This is a genomic window from Halomonas halocynthiae DSM 14573 (assembly GCF_000425725.1).
Classification (GTDB): Bacteria; Pseudomonadota; Gammaproteobacteria; order Pseudomonadales; family Halomonadaceae; genus Halomonas; species Halomonas halocynthiae.
This window is the reverse complement of record NZ_AUDZ01000013.1, coordinates 47739-69830: the sequence shown is the minus strand read 5'-3', so window position 1 is coordinate 69830 and position 22092 is coordinate 47739. Positions and strand designations below refer to the sequence as shown.

The 22092-nt window shown below is 54.0% G+C and carries 23 protein-coding genes; 8 read left to right on the top strand and 15 right to left on the bottom strand.

Features of this window, described 5'->3' with window-relative positions:
• Nucleotides 1-3: 3 nt before the first annotated feature.
• A complete protein-coding gene (gene smpB, locus H616_RS0100340; protein ID WP_027965570.1) occupies nucleotides 4-489 on the bottom strand; it encodes an SsrA-binding protein SmpB in 486 nt (161 codons plus the stop codon).
• Between the two features lie 148 nt (nucleotides 490-637).
• Here smpB and H616_RS0100335 point away from each other — a divergent pair, with 148 nt between their 5' ends.
• Both H616_RS0100335 and H616_RS0100330 read left to right on the top strand, forming a co-directional pair.
• Complete coding sequence (locus H616_RS0100335) at nucleotides 638-1081, top strand: type II toxin-antitoxin system RatA family toxin (RefSeq protein WP_027965569.1); 444 nt, start codon at nucleotides 638-640, stop codon at nucleotides 1079-1081.
• Complete coding sequence (locus H616_RS0100330; RefSeq protein WP_027965568.1) at nucleotides 1081-1395, top strand: RnfH family protein; 315 nt, start codon at nucleotides 1081-1083, stop codon at nucleotides 1393-1395. The genes H616_RS0100335 and H616_RS0100330 overlap by 1 nt, the downstream gene beginning before the upstream one ends.
• Nucleotides 1396-1442: 47 nt before the next feature.
• Here H616_RS0100330 and H616_RS0100325 read toward each other — a convergent pair whose 3' ends face one another.
• Entirely contained in the window at nucleotides 1443-1871 is a 429-nt protein-coding gene (locus H616_RS0100325) for an outer membrane protein assembly factor BamE (RefSeq protein ID WP_035572217.1), read from the bottom strand.
• 71 nt (nucleotides 1872-1942) lie between these two features.
• Between H616_RS0100325 and fur the strand changes: the two genes are divergently transcribed.
• Complete coding sequence (gene fur, locus H616_RS0100320; RefSeq protein WP_027965566.1) at nucleotides 1943-2389, top strand: ferric iron uptake transcriptional regulator; 447 nt, start codon at nucleotides 1943-1945, stop codon at nucleotides 2387-2389.
• An 87-nt stretch (nucleotides 2390-2476) separates the two neighbouring features.
• On the opposite strand, the gene recN is transcribed toward fur, so the two are convergent.
• Complete coding sequence (gene recN, locus H616_RS0100315) at nucleotides 2477-4159, bottom strand: DNA repair protein RecN (protein WP_027965565.1); 1683 nt, start codon at nucleotides 4157-4159, stop codon at nucleotides 2477-2479.
• 211 nt (nucleotides 4160-4370) lie between these two features.
• On the opposite strand from recN, the gene grpE reads away from it, so the two are divergent.
• From grpE to dnaJ, 3 genes are all read left to right on the top strand, one after another.
• Nucleotides 4371-5009 (top strand): nucleotide exchange factor GrpE, encoded by a 639-nt coding sequence (gene grpE, locus H616_RS0100310; RefSeq protein WP_027965564.1) that lies wholly within the window; start codon nucleotides 4371-4373, stop codon nucleotides 5007-5009.
• Nucleotides 5010-5160: 151 nt separating this feature from the next.
• Nucleotides 5161-7086, top strand: a complete 1926-nt coding sequence (gene dnaK / locus H616_RS0100305) for a molecular chaperone DnaK (RefSeq protein WP_027965563.1) — start codon at nucleotides 5161-5163, stop codon at nucleotides 7084-7086.
• A 92-nt stretch (nucleotides 7087-7178) separates the two neighbouring features.
• Nucleotides 7179-8315 carry a molecular chaperone DnaJ gene (gene dnaJ, locus H616_RS0100300; RefSeq protein ID WP_027965562.1) on the top strand — a complete coding sequence of 379 codons (1137 nt, stop codon included), beginning with the start codon at nucleotides 7179-7181 and terminating at the stop codon, nucleotides 8313-8315.
• 141 nt (nucleotides 8316-8456) lie between these two features.
• Here the strand turns inward: dnaJ and clcA are convergent, their stop codons facing one another.
• The 4 genes from clcA to H616_RS0100280 all read right to left on the bottom strand — a co-directional run bounded on the left by clcA (nucleotide 8457) and on the right by H616_RS0100280 (nucleotide 12987).
• Complete coding sequence (clcA, locus tag H616_RS0100295; protein WP_338035741.1) at nucleotides 8457-9926, bottom strand: H(+)/Cl(-) exchange transporter ClcA; 1470 nt, start codon at nucleotides 9924-9926, stop codon at nucleotides 8457-8459.
• A 114-nt stretch (nucleotides 9927-10040) separates the two neighbouring features.
• Entirely contained in the window at nucleotides 10041-11360 is a 1320-nt protein-coding gene (locus H616_RS0100290) for a TRAP transporter large permease (protein ID WP_027965560.1), read from the bottom strand.
• 69 nt (nucleotides 11361-11429) lie between these two features.
• Nucleotides 11430-11975, bottom strand: a complete 546-nt coding sequence (locus tag H616_RS0100285; RefSeq protein WP_027965559.1) for a TRAP transporter small permease subunit — start codon at nucleotides 11973-11975, stop codon at nucleotides 11430-11432.
• Nucleotides 11968-12987: a TRAP transporter substrate-binding protein gene (locus H616_RS0100280; protein WP_027965558.1), complete on the bottom strand. Its 1020-nt coding sequence runs from the start codon at nucleotides 12985-12987 to the stop codon at nucleotides 11968-11970. Before H616_RS0100280 ends, H616_RS0100285 begins: the two co-directional genes overlap by 8 nt.
• Nucleotides 12988-13251: 264 nt before the next feature.
• On the opposite strand from H616_RS0100280, the gene H616_RS0100275 reads away from it, so the two are divergent.
• Complete coding sequence (locus H616_RS0100275; protein ID WP_240470504.1) at nucleotides 13252-14190, top strand: DMT family transporter; 939 nt, start codon at nucleotides 13252-13254, stop codon at nucleotides 14188-14190.
• Between the two features lie 108 nt (nucleotides 14191-14298).
• Here H616_RS0100275 and H616_RS0100270 read toward each other — a convergent pair whose 3' ends face one another.
• From H616_RS0100270 to H616_RS0100250, 5 genes are all read right to left on the bottom strand, one after another.
• Complete coding sequence (locus H616_RS0100270; RefSeq protein ID WP_027965556.1) at nucleotides 14299-15702, bottom strand: TRAP transporter large permease; 1404 nt, start codon at nucleotides 15700-15702, stop codon at nucleotides 14299-14301.
• An 11-nt stretch (nucleotides 15703-15713) separates the two neighbouring features.
• A complete protein-coding gene (locus H616_RS13870; protein ID WP_035572213.1) occupies nucleotides 15714-16283 on the bottom strand; it encodes a TRAP transporter small permease subunit in 570 nt (189 codons plus the stop codon).
• Nucleotides 16284-16374: 91 nt separating this feature from the next.
• A complete protein-coding gene (locus H616_RS13865; protein ID WP_051233844.1) occupies nucleotides 16375-17223 on the bottom strand; it encodes an endonuclease/exonuclease/phosphatase family protein in 849 nt (282 codons plus the stop codon).
• Nucleotides 17220-17900, bottom strand: coding sequence for a thiol:disulfide interchange protein DsbA/DsbL (locus H616_RS13860; protein ID WP_051233841.1), 681 nt, complete (start codon nucleotides 17898-17900; stop codon nucleotides 17220-17222). Before H616_RS13860 ends, H616_RS13865 begins: the two co-directional genes overlap by 4 nt.
• A gap of 206 nt (nucleotides 17901-18106) precedes the next feature.
• Nucleotides 18107-18733 (bottom strand): c-type cytochrome, encoded by a 627-nt coding sequence (locus H616_RS0100250; protein ID WP_027965555.1) that lies wholly within the window; start codon nucleotides 18731-18733, stop codon nucleotides 18107-18109.
• A 212-nt stretch (nucleotides 18734-18945) separates the two neighbouring features.
• Between H616_RS0100250 and yihA the strand changes: the two genes are divergently transcribed.
• Nucleotides 18946-19584: a ribosome biogenesis GTP-binding protein YihA/YsxC gene (gene yihA, locus H616_RS0100245; protein WP_027965554.1), complete on the top strand. Its 639-nt coding sequence runs from the start codon at nucleotides 18946-18948 to the stop codon at nucleotides 19582-19584.
• A 9-nt stretch (nucleotides 19585-19593) separates the two neighbouring features.
• On the opposite strand, the gene H616_RS13855 is transcribed toward yihA, so the two are convergent.
• Genes H616_RS13855 through H616_RS0100230 form a run of 3 tightly spaced genes read right to left on the bottom strand, consistent with a single transcriptional unit; the run spans nucleotide 19594 to nucleotide 22078 of the window.
• Nucleotides 19594-20394, bottom strand: coding sequence for an HAD family hydrolase (locus H616_RS13855; protein WP_035572210.1), 801 nt, complete (start codon nucleotides 20392-20394; stop codon nucleotides 19594-19596).
• A 17-nt stretch (nucleotides 20395-20411) separates the two neighbouring features.
• A complete protein-coding gene (locus H616_RS0100235) occupies nucleotides 20412-21356 on the bottom strand; it encodes a tyrosine recombinase XerC (RefSeq protein ID WP_027965553.1) in 945 nt (314 codons plus the stop codon).
• A complete protein-coding gene (locus tag H616_RS0100230; protein ID WP_027965552.1) occupies nucleotides 21353-22078 on the bottom strand; it encodes a DUF484 family protein in 726 nt (241 codons plus the stop codon). The genes H616_RS0100235 and H616_RS0100230 overlap by 4 nt, the downstream gene beginning before the upstream one ends.
• Nucleotides 22079-22092 lie beyond the last annotated feature (14 nt).

Below are 22092 nucleotides of genomic sequence, written 5' to 3'. Positions count from 1 at the left end.
GCGTCAGGCTTTTGCGTTTTCACGCATGATACGGCCTTTTTGGCGTTGCCAGTCACGGTCTTTCTCCGTAGCGCGTTTGTCATGCAGTTTTTTGCCGGTGACGACAGCCAGCTCGCATTTGACTCGGTTGCCCTTCCAGTAAAGTTTGAGCGGTACGCAGGTGTGCCCTTTGTCTTGGGTGCGCGAAAAAATCCTGGCGATTTCTTTTCTGTGCAATAGCAGCTTACGGGTGCGGGTGGGGTCCGCCACCTCATGAGTGCTGGCGGTATTGAGCGGGATGATATGGCTGCCGAGCAACCAAGCTTCCCCGTTTTTTATCAGGATGTAGGTGTCTGTCAGTTGCGCCTTGCCAGCACGCATGCTTTTGACTTCCCAGCCAGCCAGCACCAAGCCGGCTTCAAATACCTCGTCAATATGGTATTCGAAGCGCGCTTTTTTGTTGAGGGCGATGACGTTATTTCCTGGGCCCTTGCTTTTTTTGGTGGCCATGAAACCTCGAGTTATCTTTTACTGTCTTGCTTACATTTATGGGCAATGAATGAGTGTCTCTCCGGTGGCGGTGAGGCGTGATATCATTCAAACCTTGAATTACTGCTCATGATACGCCCTGAAACACGTGAAGTCAGCGGAGAGCTTAATGGCAACGGTGAATCGGTCTGCCCTGGTGCGGCATACCCCTAAACAGATGTTTGATCTGGTCAATGACTTTGAACGCTACCCAGAGTTTCTACCAGGGTGTCGTCGCTCGCGCTTAATTGAGCGCGAGGCGACGTATCTGGTAGGGGAGATGACTCTTGGGGGCGCCGGTATCGAACAGAGTTTTACCACGCGTAATGAGTTGTATGAGTCTGAGCGTATAGAGTTATCGTTGGTTAAAGGGCCGTTTAAGCGCCTGAAAGGACGTTGGCTATTTACGCCCATGGGTGATGCGTCTTGTCGAGTGAGCCTGGAGCTGGAGTTTGACTTCGCCAACCGGCTCTTGGGTTTGGCCTTTGGCAAGCTGTTCAAACAGGTGGCTGGGCAGTTGGTTGAGGCGTTCACGCAGCGGGCCGACCAGATTTATGGTCGATCATCAGGCTGATGGCTGATAATGACAGCAAGTTGGCGGTAGAGGTGGCCTTTGCTCTGCCGGAGCGCCAATGCATTGTTGAGCTGCAAGTTGTTGAGGGAACGACAGCGCGTGAGGCCGTCGCTATGGCGCGATTAGAGAATTATTTTCCGCAACTGTCATCCAGCAGTTTCACTCAGGCGAGCCTGGGGATCTTTGGTAAGCAACTGAAGCAGCCTGAAGTACACGTTGTGCGCGAAGGTGACCGTGTTGAGGTCTATCGTCCGCTCAACATTGACCCCAAGGCTGCTCGCTTGGCGCGAGCAAAGAGGCACGGCCATGGATGAGCCGCCCCTCATTTGCTACGCATGCTGCCTGAACCTGTAACCAGAGGTTAGTTCTGGTCTTGGCTTTTTAGCCGGTCCAGCACAGTGCCTTCTTGCTGGTTGCCACCAGAAGCTGGGCCAATTCCGCGCTCTTTGAGTAGTGCGGGGGGCTCAGAAAAGTCGCCATGCCGTTGAATGTTAGCCAGCTGGTTACCGTTGAAGGTCAGCGTCAAGCTGCGCTGCTCGATTCCGCCGTAGGCTTCGTCGAGACGGTACATATAGTCCCACTCATTGGCGTCGAACGATGATTTCAGCAGCGGCGTACCCATCAGGTTGAGAACCTGTTGGCGTGTCATGCCTGGTTGTAGCTGGCTGGCCATGTCGTTGGTTATCAGGTTACCTTGCGCGAGATCGCGCTTGTAAACACCGAAGTAACTGCAGCCACTGATTAGCGAGACTGCTGCGGTAAGGGCGATGATTTTGATCAGCTTTTGCATTTGGGCCTGTTCTTCACTATCGTTGGTAAATTGATCATAACCGACCCTACACCATACTGCGAAGAGCAATCATGAACGACCAGAATCAAGAATTACGCAACGCTGGTCTCAAGGTGACCCTGCCGCGCGTCAAAATCCTGCATATCCTTGAAGAAGCCAGTGGTACGCGCCACCTGAGTGCCGAAGATGTTTACAAAACATTATTGGACGCTGGTGATGATGTGGGACTGGCAACAGTATATCGCGTCTTGACGCAGTTTGAAGCGGCTGGGCTTGTGACGCGCCATAATTTTGACGGTGGCCATGCGATTTTTGAGCTCACACGCGAAGAGCATCACGATCATATCGTGTGCTTGGATAGCGGTGAAATTTTTGAGTTCTATGACGAGCTTATTGAAAAACGTCAGCAGGAAATTGCTGAAGAGCATGGTTTTGAGCTGGTTGATCATGCCTTAGTGCTTTATGTGAGGCGTAAAGGCTCCAAAACGACTCGTCAGGACGCGCCGATTAGAAAGTAAGAAAGGTTTGGTGATAACCGTTTTAGCCGAAAGGCCGTGGTGAATAACCGCGGCCTTTTTTGATTGCGTCGTTGATCCGGCTCCCGACTAATGGTGAGGACGCTGGCTGGCGCTCAGCATCTCTCTGGCGTGGGCCAGTGTCTGATCTGTGAGTGTCATGCCGCCAAGCATACGGGCTAGTTCGCCAACTCGGCCTGCTTCGTCAAGTAGGGCCATTTGAGTCAGGGTGTCATCGTCGTCGGCCTGCTTGGAAATGTGCAGATGCTGGTGAGCTTGGGCTGCCACCTGAGGCAGGTGGGTGACGGTCATGATTTGACCATGGTTGCCGAGGCGTCTGAGTAATTGGCCAACGATTTCTGCTGTGGCGCCTGAAATACCAACGTCAACTTCATCAAATATGAGGCTAGGGATGGTGGAGTGCTGTGCGGCGACCACCTGAATTGCCAGGCTGATGCGCGATAGTTCGCCGCCAGAAGCGACTTTAGCTAAGGGGCGTGCGGGTTGGCCTGGGTTGGCGCTGATCAAGAAACGCGCGCGATCCAGTCCTTCCGGTGCGGGCCGAGTGCGTGCTTCCAGAGCAACCTCAAAACGTGCTTTGTCCATGGCCAGGAAGGTCAGCTGTTCTTGAACGTCTTTACCAAGGCGACGGGCAGCGCTGAGGCGCTGCTTACTGATCGCTTTTGCCTGTTCGTGCCAAAGCGTTTCAAGTTCAGATGCTTGAGTCGCCAGGGTTTCCAGTGCATCGCTACCTCCATCCAGTTCGGCAAGCTCATGAGCTAAGCGTTGATGCAGGGTTGGCAGCTCCTCGGCTGCTACATGGTGTTTGCGAGCGATGCGGTGTACTTCCCCAAGGCGGCTTTCAATGTGTGCTAGACGCTCGGGATCAAGTTCTACACTGGCAGTGAAGTGATTCAGCTCACGGCTGGCTTCCTCGACGTGAATACAGGCATCGCTGAGCATGCCCAGGGCTTCGGCCAGGTTTCCGCGGTTGCTGCCCGGTAGTGTCGAAAGGTGGCTGATGGCCTGTTGCAGTAATGAAAGTGCGCCGCCATGCTGGTTTTCGTCACCGTCGCAACAGGTTATGGCAAACTGTGCTTCACGCAGCCGCTCTTCGGCATGTGCTAAGGCTTCTTGTTCTTCTTCAAGCAGGTGGCTTTCGCCATCACTCAGTGCCAGTTGGTCAAGTTCTTCAACCTGGTAGTGTAGTAGTTGGCGGCGCGCGCGCACCTCATCACTGTCATTGGCCATGCGCTTGAGACGGCGTTTAAGGTCTTGCCATTCTTGAAACGTATTGGACATCGCCGTGACGGCCTCACCATGGCCGGCAAAGTCGTCTAATAATCGCAGGTGGTTATCTTCATGCAGAAGCGCTTGATGGGCGTGCTGGCCGTGAATTTCGATTAGGTATTCACCAATTTCCTTGAGGTCGGCGATGGTTGCGGGTTGGCCATTGATCCAGGCTTTGGAGCGGCCTGCTCGGGTGATAACTCGACGTAGCAGGCAGTCGTCGCTAGGCAGGTCGCGTCCAGTCAGCCAGTGTTGGGCGCGCGGTAGCGTTGAGATATCGAACCGGGCGCTTATGTCTGCTCGCTCACAGCCATGGCGAACGTTACCGGTATCAGCGCGCTCGCCTAAGCAGAGCCCGAGTGCGCCCAGCAAAATGGACTTGCCAGCACCTGTTTCTCCGGTAATAGCGGTCATGCCGTTGTCTAACTCGAGTTCGAGATGGTCGACAATGGCAAAGTTGCGAATGGCGAGTTCTGTCAGCATGAGGCCTCCCTGAGGCGATCCAGTCGGCTGATTATCTGTGCAGTGTATTGATGTTTTATACAGTAGTTGAAGGCAGTGAACAACGCACACTATTTCTTATTGGCCTATTTCATGCCTTGAGTTTGTTAACGCAATCCCCATATACACGTTCATCATTTCCCCCGTCCTGCCGACGGCATGCTAGCTGTCGATTGTTACTCAGGAGAAGCACATGGCTAAAGATTCACAGACCCCGCTGGACGACGAGTTGGCTCGCCAGCAACAAGACGGCGAGCCGCAGGCTGAGCCAGAAGATACCACTACTGATCCGCAGGATGTTATCGATGCCGCTGTGGAAGCGGAAGACGAGTCACTTGTGGCACTTGACGAGTCGGATAATCCAGAGGCTGACTTGCTGGCGGCTCGCGTTGAGGAGCTGCAGCAAGAGGTGGATGCGGCTAAGGACCAGGCGTTGCGTGCTGCCGCTGAAGCGCAGAACGTGCGCCGGCGTGCTGAGCAGGAAGCGGCTAAGGCGCGTAAATTTGCGCTGGAAAAGTTTATCAAGGAGCTGCTGCCAGTAGTCGACAGCCTGGAAAAGGCGCTGGAAACATTGCAGGACGGCTCGCAAGCGCATCGTGAAGGCGTGGCCATGACGCTGAAAATGCAGCTTGATGTGCTTGAAAAGTGTGGTGTTGAAGTGCTGGATCCCCATGGCGAACCTTTTACGCCAGAGTTTCATGAGGCGGTGGCTATGGTGCCTAACCCTGAGCTTGACCCGAACTCTGTTATGGATGTCGTGCAAAAGGGCTACGTGCTGAACGGCCGTTTGGTCAGGCCAGCGATGGTGGTGGTCAGCCAAGCGGCTGGGTAATCATTATGGTTGTTTCTGGATGCTGTCAAAAAGGTTTTCCGGCCCCTTGAAAAGCCGTCGAGAACCCCCAAATACGTAAGCATCCGGCGTTAAGCGTCGAAACAGCTGAACATTAAAAAATATTTGCAACACTGAATTCGAGGACATTCCTATGGGACGCATAATTGGTATTGACTTGGGAACCACTAACTCCTGTGTGGCGGTTCTGGATGGTGACGAGTCTAAAGTAATCGAGAACGCTGAAGGTGGGCGTACAACCCCTTCGATTATCGCTTATACCGAAGACGGCGAAATTCTGGTGGGGCAGTCGGCAAAGCGCCAGGCTGTCACCAACCCTGAGAACACCATCTACGCGATCAAGCGTTTGATTGGTCGTCGTTTTGATGATGATGAAGTTCAAAAAGATATTAAAATGGTGCCCTACACCATTGCCAAGGCTGATAGTGGTGATGCTTGGGTTGAGGTGAAAGGCAACAAGCTTGCACCGCCTCAGGTCAGCGCCGAAATTCTTAAGAAAATGAAGAAAACGGCTGAAGACTACCTTGGTGAAGCAGTTACCGAGGCGGTTATCACTGTGCCGGCTTACTTCAATGATAGCCAGCGCCAAGCGACCAAAGACGCTGGCCGCATCGCAGGACTCGACGTTAAGCGCATCATTAACGAGCCGACTGCCGCTGCATTGGCTTATGGCATGGATAAATCCCGTGGCGATAAAACGGTAGCAGTCTATGACTTGGGTGGCGGTACCTTCGATATTTCGATTATCGAAGTGGCCGATGTTGATGGTGAGACCCAATTTGAAGTGTTGGCGACCAACGGTGACACCTTCTTGGGTGGTGAAGATTTTGACATGGCGCTGATCAACTATTTGGTTGAACAGTTCAAGGCTGATAGTGGCATGGATCTGTCCAGCGACAAACTGGCCATGCAGCGTCTGAAAGAAGCCGCTGAGAAAGCCAAAATTGAGCTGTCCAGTGCCCAGCAGACAGATGTTAATCTGCCCTATATCACCGCTGATAACACTGGGCCGAAGCACCTGAACGTTAAGGTGACTCGCGCCAAGCTGGAGTCGTTGGTGGAAGAGCTGGTGGCGCGTTCGTTGAAGCCTTGCCAGACCGCGTTGAAGGATGCAGGACTGTCAGCATCAGATATTGATGATGTTATTCTTGTTGGTGGTCAGACGCGTATGCCGTTGGTTCAAGCCAAGGCAACCGAGTTCTTTGGTAAAGAGCCGCGCCGTGATGTTAACCCTGATGAAGCGGTGGCTGTGGGTGCGGCAATTCAGGGCGGTGTACTAGGCGGCGATGTTAAAGACGTACTGTTGCTTGACGTGACACCGTTGACGCTGGGTATCGAGACCATGGGCGGCGTGATGACAGCCCTGATCGAGAAAAATACCACTATCCCGACGAAGAAGACGCAAACCTTCTCAACAGCGGATGACAACCAAACAGCCGTGACCATTCACGTGCTGCAAGGTGAGCGTAAGCAGTCTTCGGGCAACAAGTCGCTGGGCCGTTTTGACCTGAGTGACATTCCGCCAGCACCGCGCGGCATGCCGCAGATCGAAGTTGCCTTTGACCTGGACGCTAACGGTATTCTCAACGTGTCTGCCAAGGACAAGGCGACGGGCAAAGAGCAGTCGATCGTGATCAAGGCATCCAGCGGTTTGTCTGATGAAGAAGTTGATCAGATGGTACGCGATGCTGAAGCTCATGCGGACGAAGACAAGAAGTTTGAAGAGCTTGTTCAGCTGCGCAACCAGGCTGACGGCATGGTTCACGCGTCTCGCAAAACACTGGAAGAAGCCGGTGACAAGGCTAGTGAAGAAGATAAGCAGGCCATTGAAGCAGCAGCTTCTGAGCTTGAAGAAGCGCTTAAAGGCGATGATAAGGATGAAATTCAAGCTAAGCTGGATGCGTTGACCGAAGCGTCAGGCAATTTGGCGCAAAAGCTCTACGCCGAGACCGACGCGGCACAGGCTGAAGGTGCTGCGCAGGATTCAGGCACCCAGAAAGATGAAGATGTGGTTGATGCAGAGTACGAAGAAGTCAAGGACGACGGGAAAAAGCAATAAACCACGACGCCTGAATCAGGGGCAATGCCAGCGCGGGGGCCAGCCTCCCGCGTTGGTGTTTGTAAAGAGCCGCTATGGAGGCGGACAGACTCATGTCCAAGCGTGATTACTATGAAGTGCTGGGCGTTGATCGCGGCGCCGACCAGAAAGAAATCAAGAAAGCGTATCGACGCCTAGCGCAGAAGCATCATCCGGACCGCAACCCGGATGACGAAAAAGCCAGTGAGCTATTTCGTGAGGTGACAGAGGCTTATGAAGTTCTGACCGATAGCGAAAAGCGCGCGGCTTATGACCAGTTCGGCCATGCTGGTGTTGATGGTCAGGCTGGCGCCGGTGCTGGTGCAGGTGCTGGCGGGTTTGGTGATATTTTTGGTGATGTCTTCGGTGATATTTTTGGCGGAGGCGGTGGCGGGCGTCGTCACCCAAACGCACCGCAGCGTGGCAGTGATCTGCGTTACAACCTAGAAGTAGATCTAGAAGGTGCCGTATCGGGTACCAGCGTAGATATCCGTGTGCCACGGCATGTGGAGTGCGAGCGCTGTGATGGCGAAGGCGCGGAGCCAGGATCAACCAAGGAAACGTGTCCTACCTGTCAGGGTATGGGGCAGGTGCGTATGCAGCAGGGCTTTTTTGCCGTGCAGCAAACCTGCCCAACGTGTCATGGCTCGGGTCAGCATATCAAGGTGCCATGCCATAAGTGTAACGGCGAAGGGCGCGTGCGCGAGACACGGACGCTGTCAGTGAAAATTCCTGCTGGTGTGGATACGGGAGATCGTATTCGCCTCAGTGGTGAAGGTGAGGCCGGGGTTAACGGTGGCCCGCCGGGTGATCTTTATGTTCAGGTAGCGATTAAACCGCACGCAATATTCGAGCGTGATGGGCGTCACCTGCAGTGTGAAGTACCAATTAACTTCGTTGATGCTGCCCTGGGTGGTGAGCTTGAAGTGCCTACGCTGAACGGGCGGGTTAAGCTTAAAATACCCGCTGAAACGCAGACCGGAAAAATGTTCCGCCTGAAAGGCAAAGGGGTCAAACCTGTGCGTGGTGGTCCTGCTGGCGACTTGTTGTGCCGTGTAGTCGTTGAAACGCCGGTCAAGCTTAACGACGAACAGAAAGACTTGTTGCGGCGTTTTCAGGACAGCATGGACGGCAGCAATAGTCACCACTCGCCGAAAAAGACGAGCTTTTTTGATGGAGTGAAGAAGTTTTTCGAAGACATGAAGTCTTGAGCTGGTGTTCTAGCGCGTAATTTGAGCTTGAATGCTTTGTTTTAACATGGTTTTTGCAATAGCGTTAGCTTTTTGAAACAGCTCTGCGTTGATGCAAAAAACGCTCGGTATCTAACGATATTGGGCGTTTTTTTGTGGTGCTCAGCGTGGCGCGTCGTCTAGCTCCGCTTGTTTTTGGCGTTCTAGGATGTGTTCTAGTAGCTGGGAGTAGAGAGGTTTTCCACCGAGTAATTGAGCCACGAGAGTGGCGCCTAAGCAGGTAATGATCATTGGCATAATGAGCTGGTAACTCGCAGTGACTTCTAATACGAGAATGGTGCCAGTGAGCGGCGCGCGTACTGTCGCGGCGAATAGAGCGCCCATGCCAGCCACGGCAAAGGTGCCTGCCTGCAGTTCGTAGTCAGGAAAAATAAGAATGGCAGCCATGCCAAAGGCCGTGCCAAACAACGTACCTAGTGCCAATACTGGGGCGAAAATACCGCCTGGTGCTCCAGAGCTGAAGCTAGCCACGGTTGTGAGCAGGCGTAAGAAGAAGATGCTGGCCAGTAAAGCCAAAGAAAAGTGGCCGACGCTGATGCGCTCAATCAGGTGAAAGCCATCATTGCTGATGCTGGGGTATAGCAGCCCAATAGCACCTAGGCTTCCGCCGATAACACCGCCGGTAATGATAAAGCGTAATTTGCTCTTGCTATTGAAGCGCTGAAAGGCGAGCTGAGCCTTCAGTATCAAGGTATTAAACATAATGCCGACGACGCCAAAACAGATGCCAAGCACTAAGTAAAGCCAATAGGTTTCAAGCGGCGCTGCCAGCAGGCTCTGTGCTATCTCAAGCATCGGTAGCTGCCCATCAAAAAAACGATAGACCATCGTAGACATGATGGCGCCGATGGTGACGGCGTGAATGGAAACCAGGTTGTAGCGAAACTCGGGGCGCATTTCCTCAATGATCAAAAGAATCCCGGCAAGAGGCGCGTTGAAGGCCGCGGCTAGCCCAGCACCTGCTCCCGTTGCGAGCAGTGTATGTCGGGAGTTTTTGTTGTTGAGCCTGAAGATGTCATGGACCATCTGCCCAGCATTAGCGCCCATTTGCACAGTGGGCCCCTCACGGCCTAGTACCATGCCAGCGCCCAAGGTTCCCACGCCACCAATAAACTTGGCGGGGATGACCCGCCACCAGCGCACGGGCCGTATGTCCTGCAAGGCACCTTCGATTTCAGGGATGCCTGAGCCACCAGCTTCTGGTGCAAGTCGTTGTACTAGCAGATAGCCCAGCATGGCTAGTCCGCCTGAGAGAAGGAACATTAAGGGAACAGAGGCCCAGAGGCTCAGCTCAATAACAGACTCGGTGCGTAGCGTGGTTACCCAATTGACAAGCCGGCTGAACATAACACCGATGAAGCCAGCGATACAGCCAACTACAGCGGCCAGCAGCAGTACGCTTAGTGTTGTGTTGCGAGTTTCTTTGCGCCGTCGGTTGCGGTGGAACCGGCGTAATAACGTATCAGCTGTTGTCGTTGGGCTCGGGTTGTGCATGAGCGTATCGCTGCCTTTCAAGGAAGGTGAAGTAACGTTTGCTGAGTATATCAGAGAGAAGTGGTTGCCTAATGACAAGAGCTTGGCGCTCTTTTTTGATCAAGGCCAAAAAGAAAAGCCCAGCATAAGATGCTGAGCTTTCTTGAGTAATGACTCATCTCACACAAGCATAGCCTGTGATTTGAGCCGAGATTAGAACAAGGTTTCAGGCAGCCATAAAGCAATCGCGGGGAAGGCAACAATTAATGCCAAGCCCAGTATCTGTAGTGCCACAAAAGGCAGTGCAGAACGGTAGATATCGGTGATGGTGATTTCTTTGGGTGCCACCGAGCGCATGTAGAAGAGATTGTAGCCAAAGGGTGGTGTCAGGTAGGCTGACTGCATACTCAGAATGAATAGTACAGCAAACCAAGTGGTATCAAATCCTAGCTCATTGACGATTGGCACATAGAGCGGAATGGTGATGAACAGAATGGCGAAATCGTCCAAGAACATACCAAGAATGAAAAAGCTCGCCAGCATGAAAATGATCACCGTATAGGGCGATAGGCTGTAATCCTCGATCATTTCAGAGAGGATCATGCCAGCACCTAGGCCCGTGTAGATTTTGCTGAAGAAAACTGCAGCAATGGTAATCCACAACAGCATGCCGGTGATTTTGGTGGTATTGAGCATGACATAACGCAGCAGCGGCCAGTTGACTTTGCCACGCATTGCGGCGATCAGTAAGGCACCCCCCGCGCCGACGGCAGAAGCCTCAGATGGCGATGTGATACCACCGATGATGCAGCCAAGTACGGTAAAAACGAGAAGGCCTGGGGCAACCAGGTGACGTAACGACGCTATCTTTTCCTTCAGGGTAAAGCGTTCTTCTTCTGGAGCGGGTGGCCCAAGAGAAGGGTTGATGCGACAACGAACCAGAATATAAACCATATAAATACTGGCCAGCATCAAGCCCGGCATCAGGCCTGCAGCGAACAGTTTGCCGACAGACTCACGAGCCAAGAATGCGTAGACAATCATCAGTACGCTAGGTGGTATCAGAAAGCCTAATGCGCCACCAGCCATTATGGTGCCAGTCACTAAGCGCTTGTGATAGCCGCGCTTGAGCATGGCGGGAAGGGCGATGATTCCCAGGCTCACGGTGGCTGCGCCGGAAACACCGGCCATAGCAGCAATTAGTGCGCAGATCAGTACCGTGCCAACGCCGAGGCCGCCAGGCAAACCGCCCATTAGCTTGTGAATCATCTCGAACAGATTATCAGTAATACCTGAGCGTTCGAGCACCAGCCCCATGAAGATGAATAACGGCAGGGAAACCAGCAGGAAGTTATCCATAGCGCCGAAGGCGGAAGCTAGCAGAAGGTCCAGGCCGCCTGGCCCGAACATTACGTAGGCGCTGCCCATGCCCGATATCATCAGTGCCCAGGCAAGGGGGGCGCCCATCGACATCAATACCAGCATGGAGAAAAACATGATGGCGGTGATGGTCAGGGGCTCGAGATTAGCCATAAAAAAAGCCCTTTTCAGGACACGCCGAGAGGGCGGGTCGGTGTTGTTTTAGCGTGATTGAGGGGAGAGTCAAAGTGCATCGTCGTCATTGTCATCTCGTGGATCTTTATAGGTGACACCTGACAGCCGGAGCACAGCACGTACCATTTCTGCCAGGCTCTGTAAGATCAGCAGGCCAACGGCAATTGCAATGGTAGATTTGATGGGCCACAGAGGGGGGCGCCAGACGCTGCGATTAGAAAACTCACCTATTAGCCAAGAGTCATAGGCGAACTTCACTGCCATGTCGAAGAAAACAACCAGTACCACTGTGCCAAGGCCAAACACGACGAGGTCGCAGAATGCGCGTACTCGTGGTGAAAGAAGGCCGTAAATGACATCACTGCGGACATGGCCGTGGTGACGAAGGGTGTAGCTTCCAGCAAGAATGCTCAGCGCACCGAAGAACATGGTTGCCAGCTCATGACCCCAGATCGTGGGGGAATTAAGCAGATAGCGCGCCACAACTTCGATCAACAGTACGCTGATCATTCCTAGTGTCAGCCAGGAGATGACCATTCCGACCCAGTCGGAAAGGCCATCTTGCACCCTGAGATAGCGGGTGACGTTACTCACTCAAGCGTCCTTTTTCAGTAGCGTTTTTGATTAAAATATCGACGGCTTCGGCGTTACGCTCTGACTTAGCGGCTTCTTCCTGCCAGATGCTCTGGGCCGCTTCGGTTAAGCGTTTGGAGTCTTCCTCGGGTAGCGAGGCGAAGTTGAATAGCTCGCCTTCCTCAATGAGGCGCTGGTTACCGCTTTCAAGCCACTCATGAACGCTCTGAGCATACTGAGCGATACCTTCGCGCAGGATGTCCTGATGCTCCTCAGAGAGATTGTTCCAAGAGTCCTCGTTGATGATTGCTGTTTCGATCCAGCCCGGGTTGAGGATGTTCATGAACGTATAGTTGTTAGCCGCCTCATGAAGTTTCAGCTGCTCATATTCCACGGGACCACCATAAACCGCGCCGTCAATTACGCCGGTAGACAGGGCGACATAGAGCTCTTCGGCTGGCAGGAAGACTGTTGGGATATCGAAAGACTGCAGTATTTCGGCGAACTGGCCAGTGGCGCGAATGCGCATCGATTTGAGGTCGTCTAGGCTGGTTATCGGCTCACGGGTCAGCAAGTCATAGTTACTGCCGTAGCCGCGACCAATCAGCTTGACGCCTTTTTCTGCGTAAGCATCAGCAACCAAGTCATCAAGCCCTTGGTTTTCAAAGATATCGCGGGCTTCATCCGCGCTGATCCAGGCGCCCGGCAGACCCGCTTCGATATTGCCGATATTCACTTGGCCTGGCCAGTAGCTTCCCACACCGTAGCCGATATCGATTGTGCCGCGACTTACCGCGTCGACAAACTGGTCGCTGTCTACTAGTTCGCCGCCACGAAAGTACTGAATACGCAGGCTGCCGTCGCTGGCTTCTTTGACCGAATCGCGCAACTGTTTGCCGATATCGTCCATTTCAGTGCCGTAGAAGGTATGAAAGCGTAAACGTACGGTTTCTGCGGATACTGCTTGACTGACTATGATGGATGCCGCAATAGAGATAGCCAGGGTACTTTTCAACAATAGTGAGAACTTCATGAAATCGACTCCGGTGCAGTGGTGTTATGGTTATGGCGGCCTGTGAGTGAACGCTTGTCGTGTGGCACACCTGCAGCGTGAGTAAAACACAGGAGAGTTAAAAATTGTCTATTACTTTAGGATAATTTCGACAAATTGCCAATATATCTACTGATTTTTCGAGGTAAATTAGCCGTATTTTCAGCGTAGTACAGCCTAAAGTTATGCGTGCGTGCGATGCTTGGGTGATGCTGAGAGTGGGGCATAACGGGGCGAGCAGTCACAATGAGCAAAAAAAATATCACCCAGAGCCAGGCATTACTGCCAGTCAGTATTTGGCATGCACACTTGGGCATGCTGGGCTGGGTTCTATTGGTCGGGCTATCTTTCCCCGCGGTAGGCTTATTAAGCGAGGGATTGCCGCCGCTGTTGTTGACGGCAATGCGCTTTACTATCGCGGCACTGGCCCTGTTGCCGCTACTGCGCAGCGAGGATGAGCTATGGCCCGGCTGGGCAGGCTTGGTGATGTATGCGCTGATGGGGCTGTGTCTTGCCGGCTTCTTTGGCACCATGTTTTGGGCGGCGCATCGGGTGACAGCGCTAACCATGGCGACAATGTTTGTTAGTGTTCCGCTACTGGCCTATGGGCTAGGGCGGCTAGTTGGCGTTGAGCGGCGGGCGGGTGGCTTGCTTGCGTTACTGACGCTGGGCGCCTGTGGTGCATTGGCTTTGGCCTGGGCAGATGCTGGAGGTGATGTTTCGCGCCTCAATGCTGGGAGTGCTGAGGCCCTGTTCTTTGTCGGCTGTATTGCGACAGCGCTATATCCGGTACTCACCAAGCTGGGGCTTGCTAAGGGCGTGCTTTCGGCGCGTGCCGGCGTGCGAACATTGTGGAGTTTGGCGCTTGGTGCGGTGCTGGTTGCTGGGTTGGCACTGCTGATTGAGTCACCAGGCGAGCTAAAACGACTGACGCGTTATGATGTGTTCTTGATCATCTATTTAGGCTTATTTTCCAGTGGATTAACGTTTTGGTTGCAGCAGCGAGCCACGGCGGTGCTGTCTCCGGCTGGAGTGACCGCTTACGGCTACCTGGTGCCTTTTGTTTCGATGCTGGTTCTATTTATTAATTTTCCGCAGCGTATTTCGCTTATCTGGTTGCCCGGCAGCCTGTTGGTGGTGCTGTGTATTGTTCTGCTGTTGCGCCGAGATGTGTTGATGCGCTGACTCTTCAAGCTAGTGAGTACGACGAAACCTCTAGGGGCATGTGTAAATGTTAGCGTTGCTGTCTTAACAATTGTTGCCTTAGAAACTGTTGCCTTAGAAACTGTTGCCTTAGAAAGTGTTGGGCAGCCAGGTGGCAATTTCGGGAAAGCGAGCCAGCGCCAATAGCATGCCAATTTGTAGCAAGATAAAGGGGATGACACCGCGATAGATGGCTGATGTGGGCACGCTGTCAGGCGCCACGCCGCGCAGATAAAATAGTGCGAAACCAAATGGTGGCGTCAGGAACGAGGTTTGCAGGTTGATGGCGATCATGATGCCCAGCCAAATCGGGTCTAGGCCCATGGCAAGAAGAATGGGGCCGACGATGGGCACCACCACGAAGGTGATTTCAATAAAGTCGAGAATAAAGCCCAGCAGGAAGATCACCAGCATGACGATGATGGTTGCGCCCACCACGCCACCCGGCATGCTCTCAAACAGCCCACTAACGAGTTCTTCACCGCCAAAGGCGCGAAATACCAGTGAAAACAGTGCTGCGCCAATCAGAATCATGAATACCATGCTGGTTACGCGGGTGGTGGTGCGTAGCACATCGCGTAGGGTGTTCAGGCTCAAGCGGCGATAAACTAAAGCCAGCAGCATGGCACCAAATGCCCCTACCGCTGAGGCCTCAGTGGGCGTGGCGAAGCCGCCAAGAATTGAGCCGAGTACCGCCGTGATTAGCACAATAGGGGGTACCAGCCCCTTAAGCAGCAGCAAGCCTAGGCCTCGTTCATGTCCGAGTTCTTTCATTAGTGCCTGGCGGTTGACCGCTGGCGCAGCGTCTGGGCGTAGCCAGGCAGTGAACATGATGTACAGGATATAGAGTCCGACCAGTATTAGCCCTGGCACCAGTGCGCCCATGAACAGGTCGCCTACTGAAACGGTCTTGGGGCTGAAAATGCCCATTTCCAGTTGGGCTTGCTGGTAGGCAGTCGATAGCACATCGCCCAGCAACACTAGAGCGATGGAAGGCGGGATAATCTGCCCTAACGTACCGGTGGCACAGATGGTACCGGTGGCCAACGGGATGCTGTAGCCCCGTTTTAGCATGGTGGGTAGCGAGATTAGTCCCATCGTCACGACGGTAGCACCGACGATGCCGGTTGATGCGGCCAGCAGCATACCGACCAGTGTCACGGAGATGCCCAACCCACCGCGTAGCGAGCCAAATAGCAGGGCCATGGCATCGAGCAGTGTTTCGGCGACCTTGGACTTTTCCAGCAGCACACCCATTAACACGAACAAGGGTACCGCTAATAGTGTTTGGTTGGTCATGATGCCGTAAAGGCGGTTGGGAAAGGCTGACAGAAAGTGTGCGTCGAAATGGACGTTGGCACCTAATGCTTCCAGCCCCGCGCCAAGCCCAGCGAAGGCCAATGCCGTGCCAGCCAAGGAAAGAGCGACTGGGTAGCCAGCCATCAATACCAAGCAAATGGTCAAAAACAGCACCAGCGGCATGAACTTGAATATCAGCTCAAGAATCACAGGACGTCTCCGCGGGCATTGGTCGGTGAGTTGTGTGTTGGCGTGCTGTCTTTATGTTTACGTAGCGTTATTAGGTTTCGGGTGACTTCCACACACCCTTGCATGATCATCAGGCTCGCAAAAACCAATATCAGCGATTTGAGTAAGAAAACGCCGGGAATGCCGCCAGCATCTGAAGAGCCTTCAAGAATACGCCACGACTTGTCCACATACCCCCAGCTGAACCACAGAATGAATATCATGACCGGCAGTAACAGAAACACGCTGCCCAGTAGGTTGGTGAGTGCTTGTCCGCGAGCTGAGCGCGTGCGATAGAAAATATCGACTCGTACGTGGCCGTCTTGATGCAGCGTGTAGCCTGCGGCCAGCATGAATACCGTGGCATGCAAATACATCACGGATTCCTGCATCGGGATGCTGTTGATGCTTAGGGCGTAGCGCAGTACAACAATCACAAACTGAATCAGCATCATGACCAGCACTAACCAGGCCAGGCCACGGCCTAGCCATTCAGAGGCGGTGTCTAGCCTGGCAGCAAGAGAAGGCAGCTCACGGGAATTGGGCATGAGAGACTCGCAGGAAAGGTCTTTGTACAAGTACGTACAGGCAATAAGCCAGTGCGCAGAAAAATGCGGATTATACGGCAAAGTCGCAGGTTTAGTCAGAGGGCGTTGATGTGGCGGCGCTCAGCAGACGGAAGTGCTCTGCTAGCTGCTGTAGGCAAACATCGGGTAGCCGCACATCAATGGAGACCGGTAGGTGGTCTGAAAACAGCCGGTTGAGCACTTTAACCCGTTCCTCCTGCAATGAATCAGACAGCAAGATATGATCGAGTGCCTTGCTGGGTTGCCATGAAGGATAGCTTGGGGGAAGGCGTATCGGGCGAAGGGCCATGGCCTCACAAAAGCGCCTATTGTTCTCAATTTGCTCGAATGAGCAGTTGAGATCACCCATGACCACAATGTGGTTTAGCGGTTCGATAATTTCGCTGAGGTAGTCCAGTTGACGATCACGGCCACGCTGGCTGAGGGCTAAATGGGCAACAAAAATATGCAGAGCATCTGGTCCGCTGCCGTAGCGGGCGTGCATGGCACCGCGGCCTGGCAGGGTGCCGGGTAGACGGTGCTCCTCAACTACAGCTGGAGTCAGTCGGGATAGCAGGCCGTTACTGTGTTGTGCCAGCCGGCCTAAATTGCGATTGAGTTGCTGGTAGTGGTGTGGAAAGCCTGCCTGTTGAGCCAAATAGTCAACTTGATTAATGCTGCCTGAGCGAAAGCTGCCCCCGTCGGCCTCCTGGAGACCGACAATGTCGTAACGACGAAGGATGTTGCTGATTAGCTCAAGGCGTCGCTGACGCTTAGGGTGTGGCAGTACATGCTGCCAGCTTCGTGTCAGGTAATGGTAATAAGCCGATGTTTGAATGCCCACCTGTAAATTGAAGGTGAGCAGACGTAGACGACCATCATTAAGCAAGGTCGGCATGCTGTCAGCAGGGGGAGTCATCATTCCTGGCTGCTTTCCTCGGTAGCCTCCGCCTGCGATGCAGCGCTTGCAGAAGTGCCGCGCTCATTGCGTATTTGTTCGATCAGGCTGCCAGCAATCAGTGGCATATTGTCTAAGCTGCCAGCGCTGCTCGGAGAAATAACATAGCGGCCATCGACGACCAGTGCCGGTACACCCATTAGTTCCATGCTGCGCATGCGAGCATTGGCTTTATTGACTTGCGACTTAACGCCAAAGGAGTTCAGCGCGGCCAGCGCATCTTCTTCACTAACATCGTAGTTACTGAAAAAGTCAGCAATGTCGTTAGGGTCGGTTAAACGCTTGCCCTGCTCGTGAAGTGCATCAAAGAAATCATTATGCACTTCATCGACAATGCCTAAGTCTTCAGCTGCATAGTAAGCAAAAGCGTGTTTCACCCAAGTATCGCCCATAGTTGCTGGCAGGCGATTAAAGGTGACGTCTTCAGGGAGTTCGGCTACCCAGGGCTCAAGGGGTTTTTCTAAGTTGTAGCAGTGCGGGCAGCCGTACCAGAAAACTCCCGTGACTTCGATCTGCCCTTCTTCAACCTGCGTTTTTACCGGTGTGTCCAGCACGGTGTAGTCTTGGCCTGCAACCGGAGCAGCAACGGCGAGAGTTGATAGTCCAAAGGCGGCAAGTCCCACCAGCAAAGGCTTTAGCATGAGTATATCTCCGTGGCTGTCGAGGTATGTGTTCAGTAAAAGATGTTCAGGACTGGCAAGGTAAGCGCTAAGTTAAGCGTTAGCCAAATGACGTGCCTTCACTATGAGCCTGAGAGGTCTTGAGAGTTCCTGAATAAAGACAGATACAGCAAGGGCGGCGCGATGGCCGCCCTGCTTGCAGCGAGTGTGTCGCTGCCTCTACCTGCTTAGTGCAGGCCGAGGATGTAGTTGGCGACGGCTTGCATGTCGCTTTTGCTCATTTTGGCGGCGATGTCACGCATGATGGCATTAGGATCGTTTGAACGATCACCGTTGGCGAAGTCCTCCAACGTCGAAATGATGTACTCAGGGTGCTGGCCAGACAATGCAGGATATACGGCACTATTGATACCGACACCCGTTGGCGTATGACACGCCGCACAGGCGGGTAGGCCCGTGTTCAAACTGCCTGCACGGTAAAGTTCACGACCTTTGTTAACCAGTTCTGGCTCGGGGTCAGCCTGGCCCAGCGCAGGAGTCATGTTGGCGAAGTATTTGGCCACATTCCAAGCATCCTGGTCGGAATAATTATCGACCTGACCTGCCATTTCGGGTACGACACGCGCGCCGTCGCGGATATCGATGATCTGTTTTGCGATATAGGAAACCTGCTGTCCCGCCAGGTTGGGGAAGACACCTGTTGGGCTGATGCCTGCCTGGCCGTGACATGCAGCGCAGGCCACAGCCTTTTCCTTGCCCGCTGCAGCATTTGCTGCCGCTTGCGGATCATCTTGGGCGTGTGCGGCGCCAACAGCGCCCATGGTAATTGCCAGAGTTGCCAGTAGCTTTCTCATTGCTAGTCCACTATGCCGTTTCATTGTTTGAGCGGTACAGGTTCATGCGGCCCGATTCAGTGGCCGCATGTCTAGGTCGCTGCCAGCTGACGCTCAATGGTATACTGAGACGTTGCGGGTCGCAGATAAAATATACTGTATTATACCGGAACACCCTTGCCTCGGGAATGCAAACCTGAGGCTATTGGATCAACGTCAGGATAGTCCTAGCCATGTCGCGACTCAATTATGCATCAGCCCGCTTTCTCATCAGCTCGCCAGATTTGGCCAGGTGTCCGCTGGACCATGGCATGGAAGTTGCTTTTGCTGGGCGTTCTAATGCTGGAAAATCCAGTGCTATCAATACGCTGACGCGGCAGAAAGCCTTGGCGCGCACGTCTCGTACTCCGGGACGCACTCAGCTGATTAACTTTTTTACCTTAGGCGATGACCAAGACCGTCGGATAGTTGACCTGCCTGGTTATGGCTATGCCAAGGTGCCAGAAAAAGTCAAAGAAGAGTGGCAGCGTCATCTTTCAGACTATCTTCAACGGCGTCGCTCGTTGAAGGGTTTGGTGCTACTAATGGACGTGCGCCATCCGTTGACCGAATTTGACCAGACGTTACTCGGCTGGGCCGATGAGAAAGACATGCCGGTGCGAATTCTGCTGACTAAAGCGGATAAGCTGAAAAGCGGTGCGGCCAAGCAAGCCTTGCAGCAGGTGCGTTCGCGGCTGCTGGAGTGGGAAGACTTGGTCAGTGTTCAGTTGTTCTCGTCGCTTAAAAAGCAAGGCGTTGAAGAGGTGCATGCCTTGCTTGATGAGTGGTTAGCGGGTGATGCGCCAGTGATTGAGACAACCCAGTCGTCTTAGTGGTCCTGGTTAGTGGTTCTGGCCCGTGTTGTGGTTCTGGCCCGTGCTGCCGAACGTTTTGTTGCCAGACTCAATTGCTGTCAGCAGTTCCGGCAGCTCGGACACATGGCGAAGCCGTGTCACCCCTTGGGGTAGTTCGATGATTGGCGCGTCCTGAGGTGCGATCCATGCTGCACGCATACCCAGGCGTACGGCAGGTAAAATATCTTCTTTCCATGAATCGCCAACGTGTAATGCTCGGGAGGGTGACGTATTCAACCTCGATAGTGCTGCCAGGAAGGGACGGGCATCGGGTTTGGGCGCATGTATTTCACCAGCAGCAATCGCAACAGTGAAATAACGGCGCAGCGGCAGCCGATCGAAGGCTAAGTTGCCGTTCGTTATCGATGCTAGCCGGTAGTGATTAGCCAGTTCGGTTAGCAGCGGTTCTACTTCTGGGTAGGGGGTGACATCCAGGCGCAATGCATGAAAGCGGTCCATGGCCGCGCTGGCCCACAGCCAAGCTGATGAGGCCGGTAGTCCGATATCCACTAGTAGTGAAACCAGTGCTTGTTCACGAATCCAGGTGAAGTCGCCGCGGTGTAGCGGGTAGCGTTTAGCTATGGCTTGGCGTCGCGCTACATAGTGCTCAAGATTGATTTGTTCGGTAAAGCGAAAGGGCTTGGCGTCGCCACGCTGGGTGAGCCAGGTAGCCAGGTTTTTGCTCAGCCAGTCGAAGTGCCCTTGCTCCGTGCGCACCATGACGTCAGCGTTATCCCATAGTGTATCGTCGAGGTCGAAGGTTAGCGCCTCAAGGCGTGGTGTTGTCATCACGTTTCTCTCGCTGTTCATTCATCCTCGCGCTGTCGCTTAGCGCGAGGATGAGTGGCGTCATAGGTATCGGCTAGTTGCTGCCAGTCCAGGCGGGTGTAGATTTGGGTGGTGGCCAGGTTGGCATGACCCAGTAGCTCTTGTACGGCGCGTAGGTCTTGGCTGGACTCCAGGAGGTGGCTGGCGAATGAGTGGCGCAGGCGGTGTGGGTGCAGATGCTCACCAAGGCCACGAGACCGAGCCAGCTCAGCCATCCGCTTTTGAATGGCTCGTTGCCCTAACCGGTATCCACGCTGGCTGACGAAAAGCGCGCTTTCGTCTTCTTTTGCCAAGGTGTCGCGCAATGTCAGCCATTGTTCAAGCGCGTGGTGCGCGCGGCTGCCTAGCGGCACTTGGCGAGGCTTGTTGCCTTTACCGATGACACGTACGCGTTGGGGTTGAACGTCGCTAAGCTCCATGCTGCTTAGCTCTGCTAAGCGAAGTCCGCAGGAATAAAACAGTTCGAGGATGGCCTGATCACGGTATGCCAGTACAGAGCCATCGTGAGGACTGTCCAGAAATTGGCCCAAGGCGTCAACGTCTACGGGGCGTGGCAAGCTGTCAGGGCGTTTGGGGGTGCGCAGCAGAGCAGCGGGATTATGATCAAGCAAGCCTTGGGCTCGCAGGTGTTCAGCAAATCCTGAGATGGCGGCCCGGCGTCGGGCTAAGCTGCGTGGCGATAAGCCTCGTGCTCGCTCACCGGCAAGGAAGCGGCGCAGTAGTCGCGTATCGAGAGAGTCTTTCAGCGTTTTTTCTGTTTGCGATCCTGACGGTGTGTCAGGGGGGGCAACGTGGACGTCGATAAAATCGAGCAATGTGGCTAGGTCGCGCCGGTAAGCAGTTACAGTCGCCGGGCTGGCAGTGGCTGCAAGCTCAGCAAGATAAGCCTCGGTTAGCGTTTGAAGGCTTGCGCTGCTGGTCATGATGCAGAGTGGCGGTCTGTTGTTGAGCGCACTAACAGGCGCGATACCACGTCGCCAAGGTACTCTGTAAAGAGAGTGTCCATGCTGGCTTTGAAGTGCTCAGGGTCGGGGCTGGCCAACACCAGATAGCCTAAGGGTTCTCCTAACGTGAGCCGTGTAATGGCAGCAGAGCCAGACTTGGCTGGCCTGGGCTGATGAGGCAGCAGGCGCTGGGCGTCGTTGGGCGTTAGGCGTGTACAGCGGCTGTGACGTTCCCCCAATAGGGCGGCGAGTCGTTGGGCGGTATGTTCGTCAAGGATGTGACGGGGCGCCTGGGGTGGCTGGGGTTCTTGGTCGGTTAGGCTGGCTGGGCACCATAGCGCCACGCTGGGTGTTTGAAAGCGTTCAGACAACTCGATGGACAAGGCCTGGGCGAGGGCGTCGTTATCTTCTGCGCTGATCAGCGCCACCACCAGTTCGCGGGTACGCCGATATTGCGCCTCGTTATACCGTGCTGAGTCGAGTAGCTGTTCGAGATGTTGTTCAGCGGCTTCAGCCCGTCGGCGCAGGTCAATGACTAAGCGCTCCAGCAATGAAATCGCGCCATGAGCTTCTGGGTGAGGCACACGCAGCTGTTGCAGCAGACCTTCGCGCCCGACAAAGAAGTCGGGATGGCGGGCCAGCCACTGAGCGACCATATCAGGGTCCAGTGTCTTGCGCGGTTCTGGAATGGTTTGTGTCATAGGATTCTCTCCTT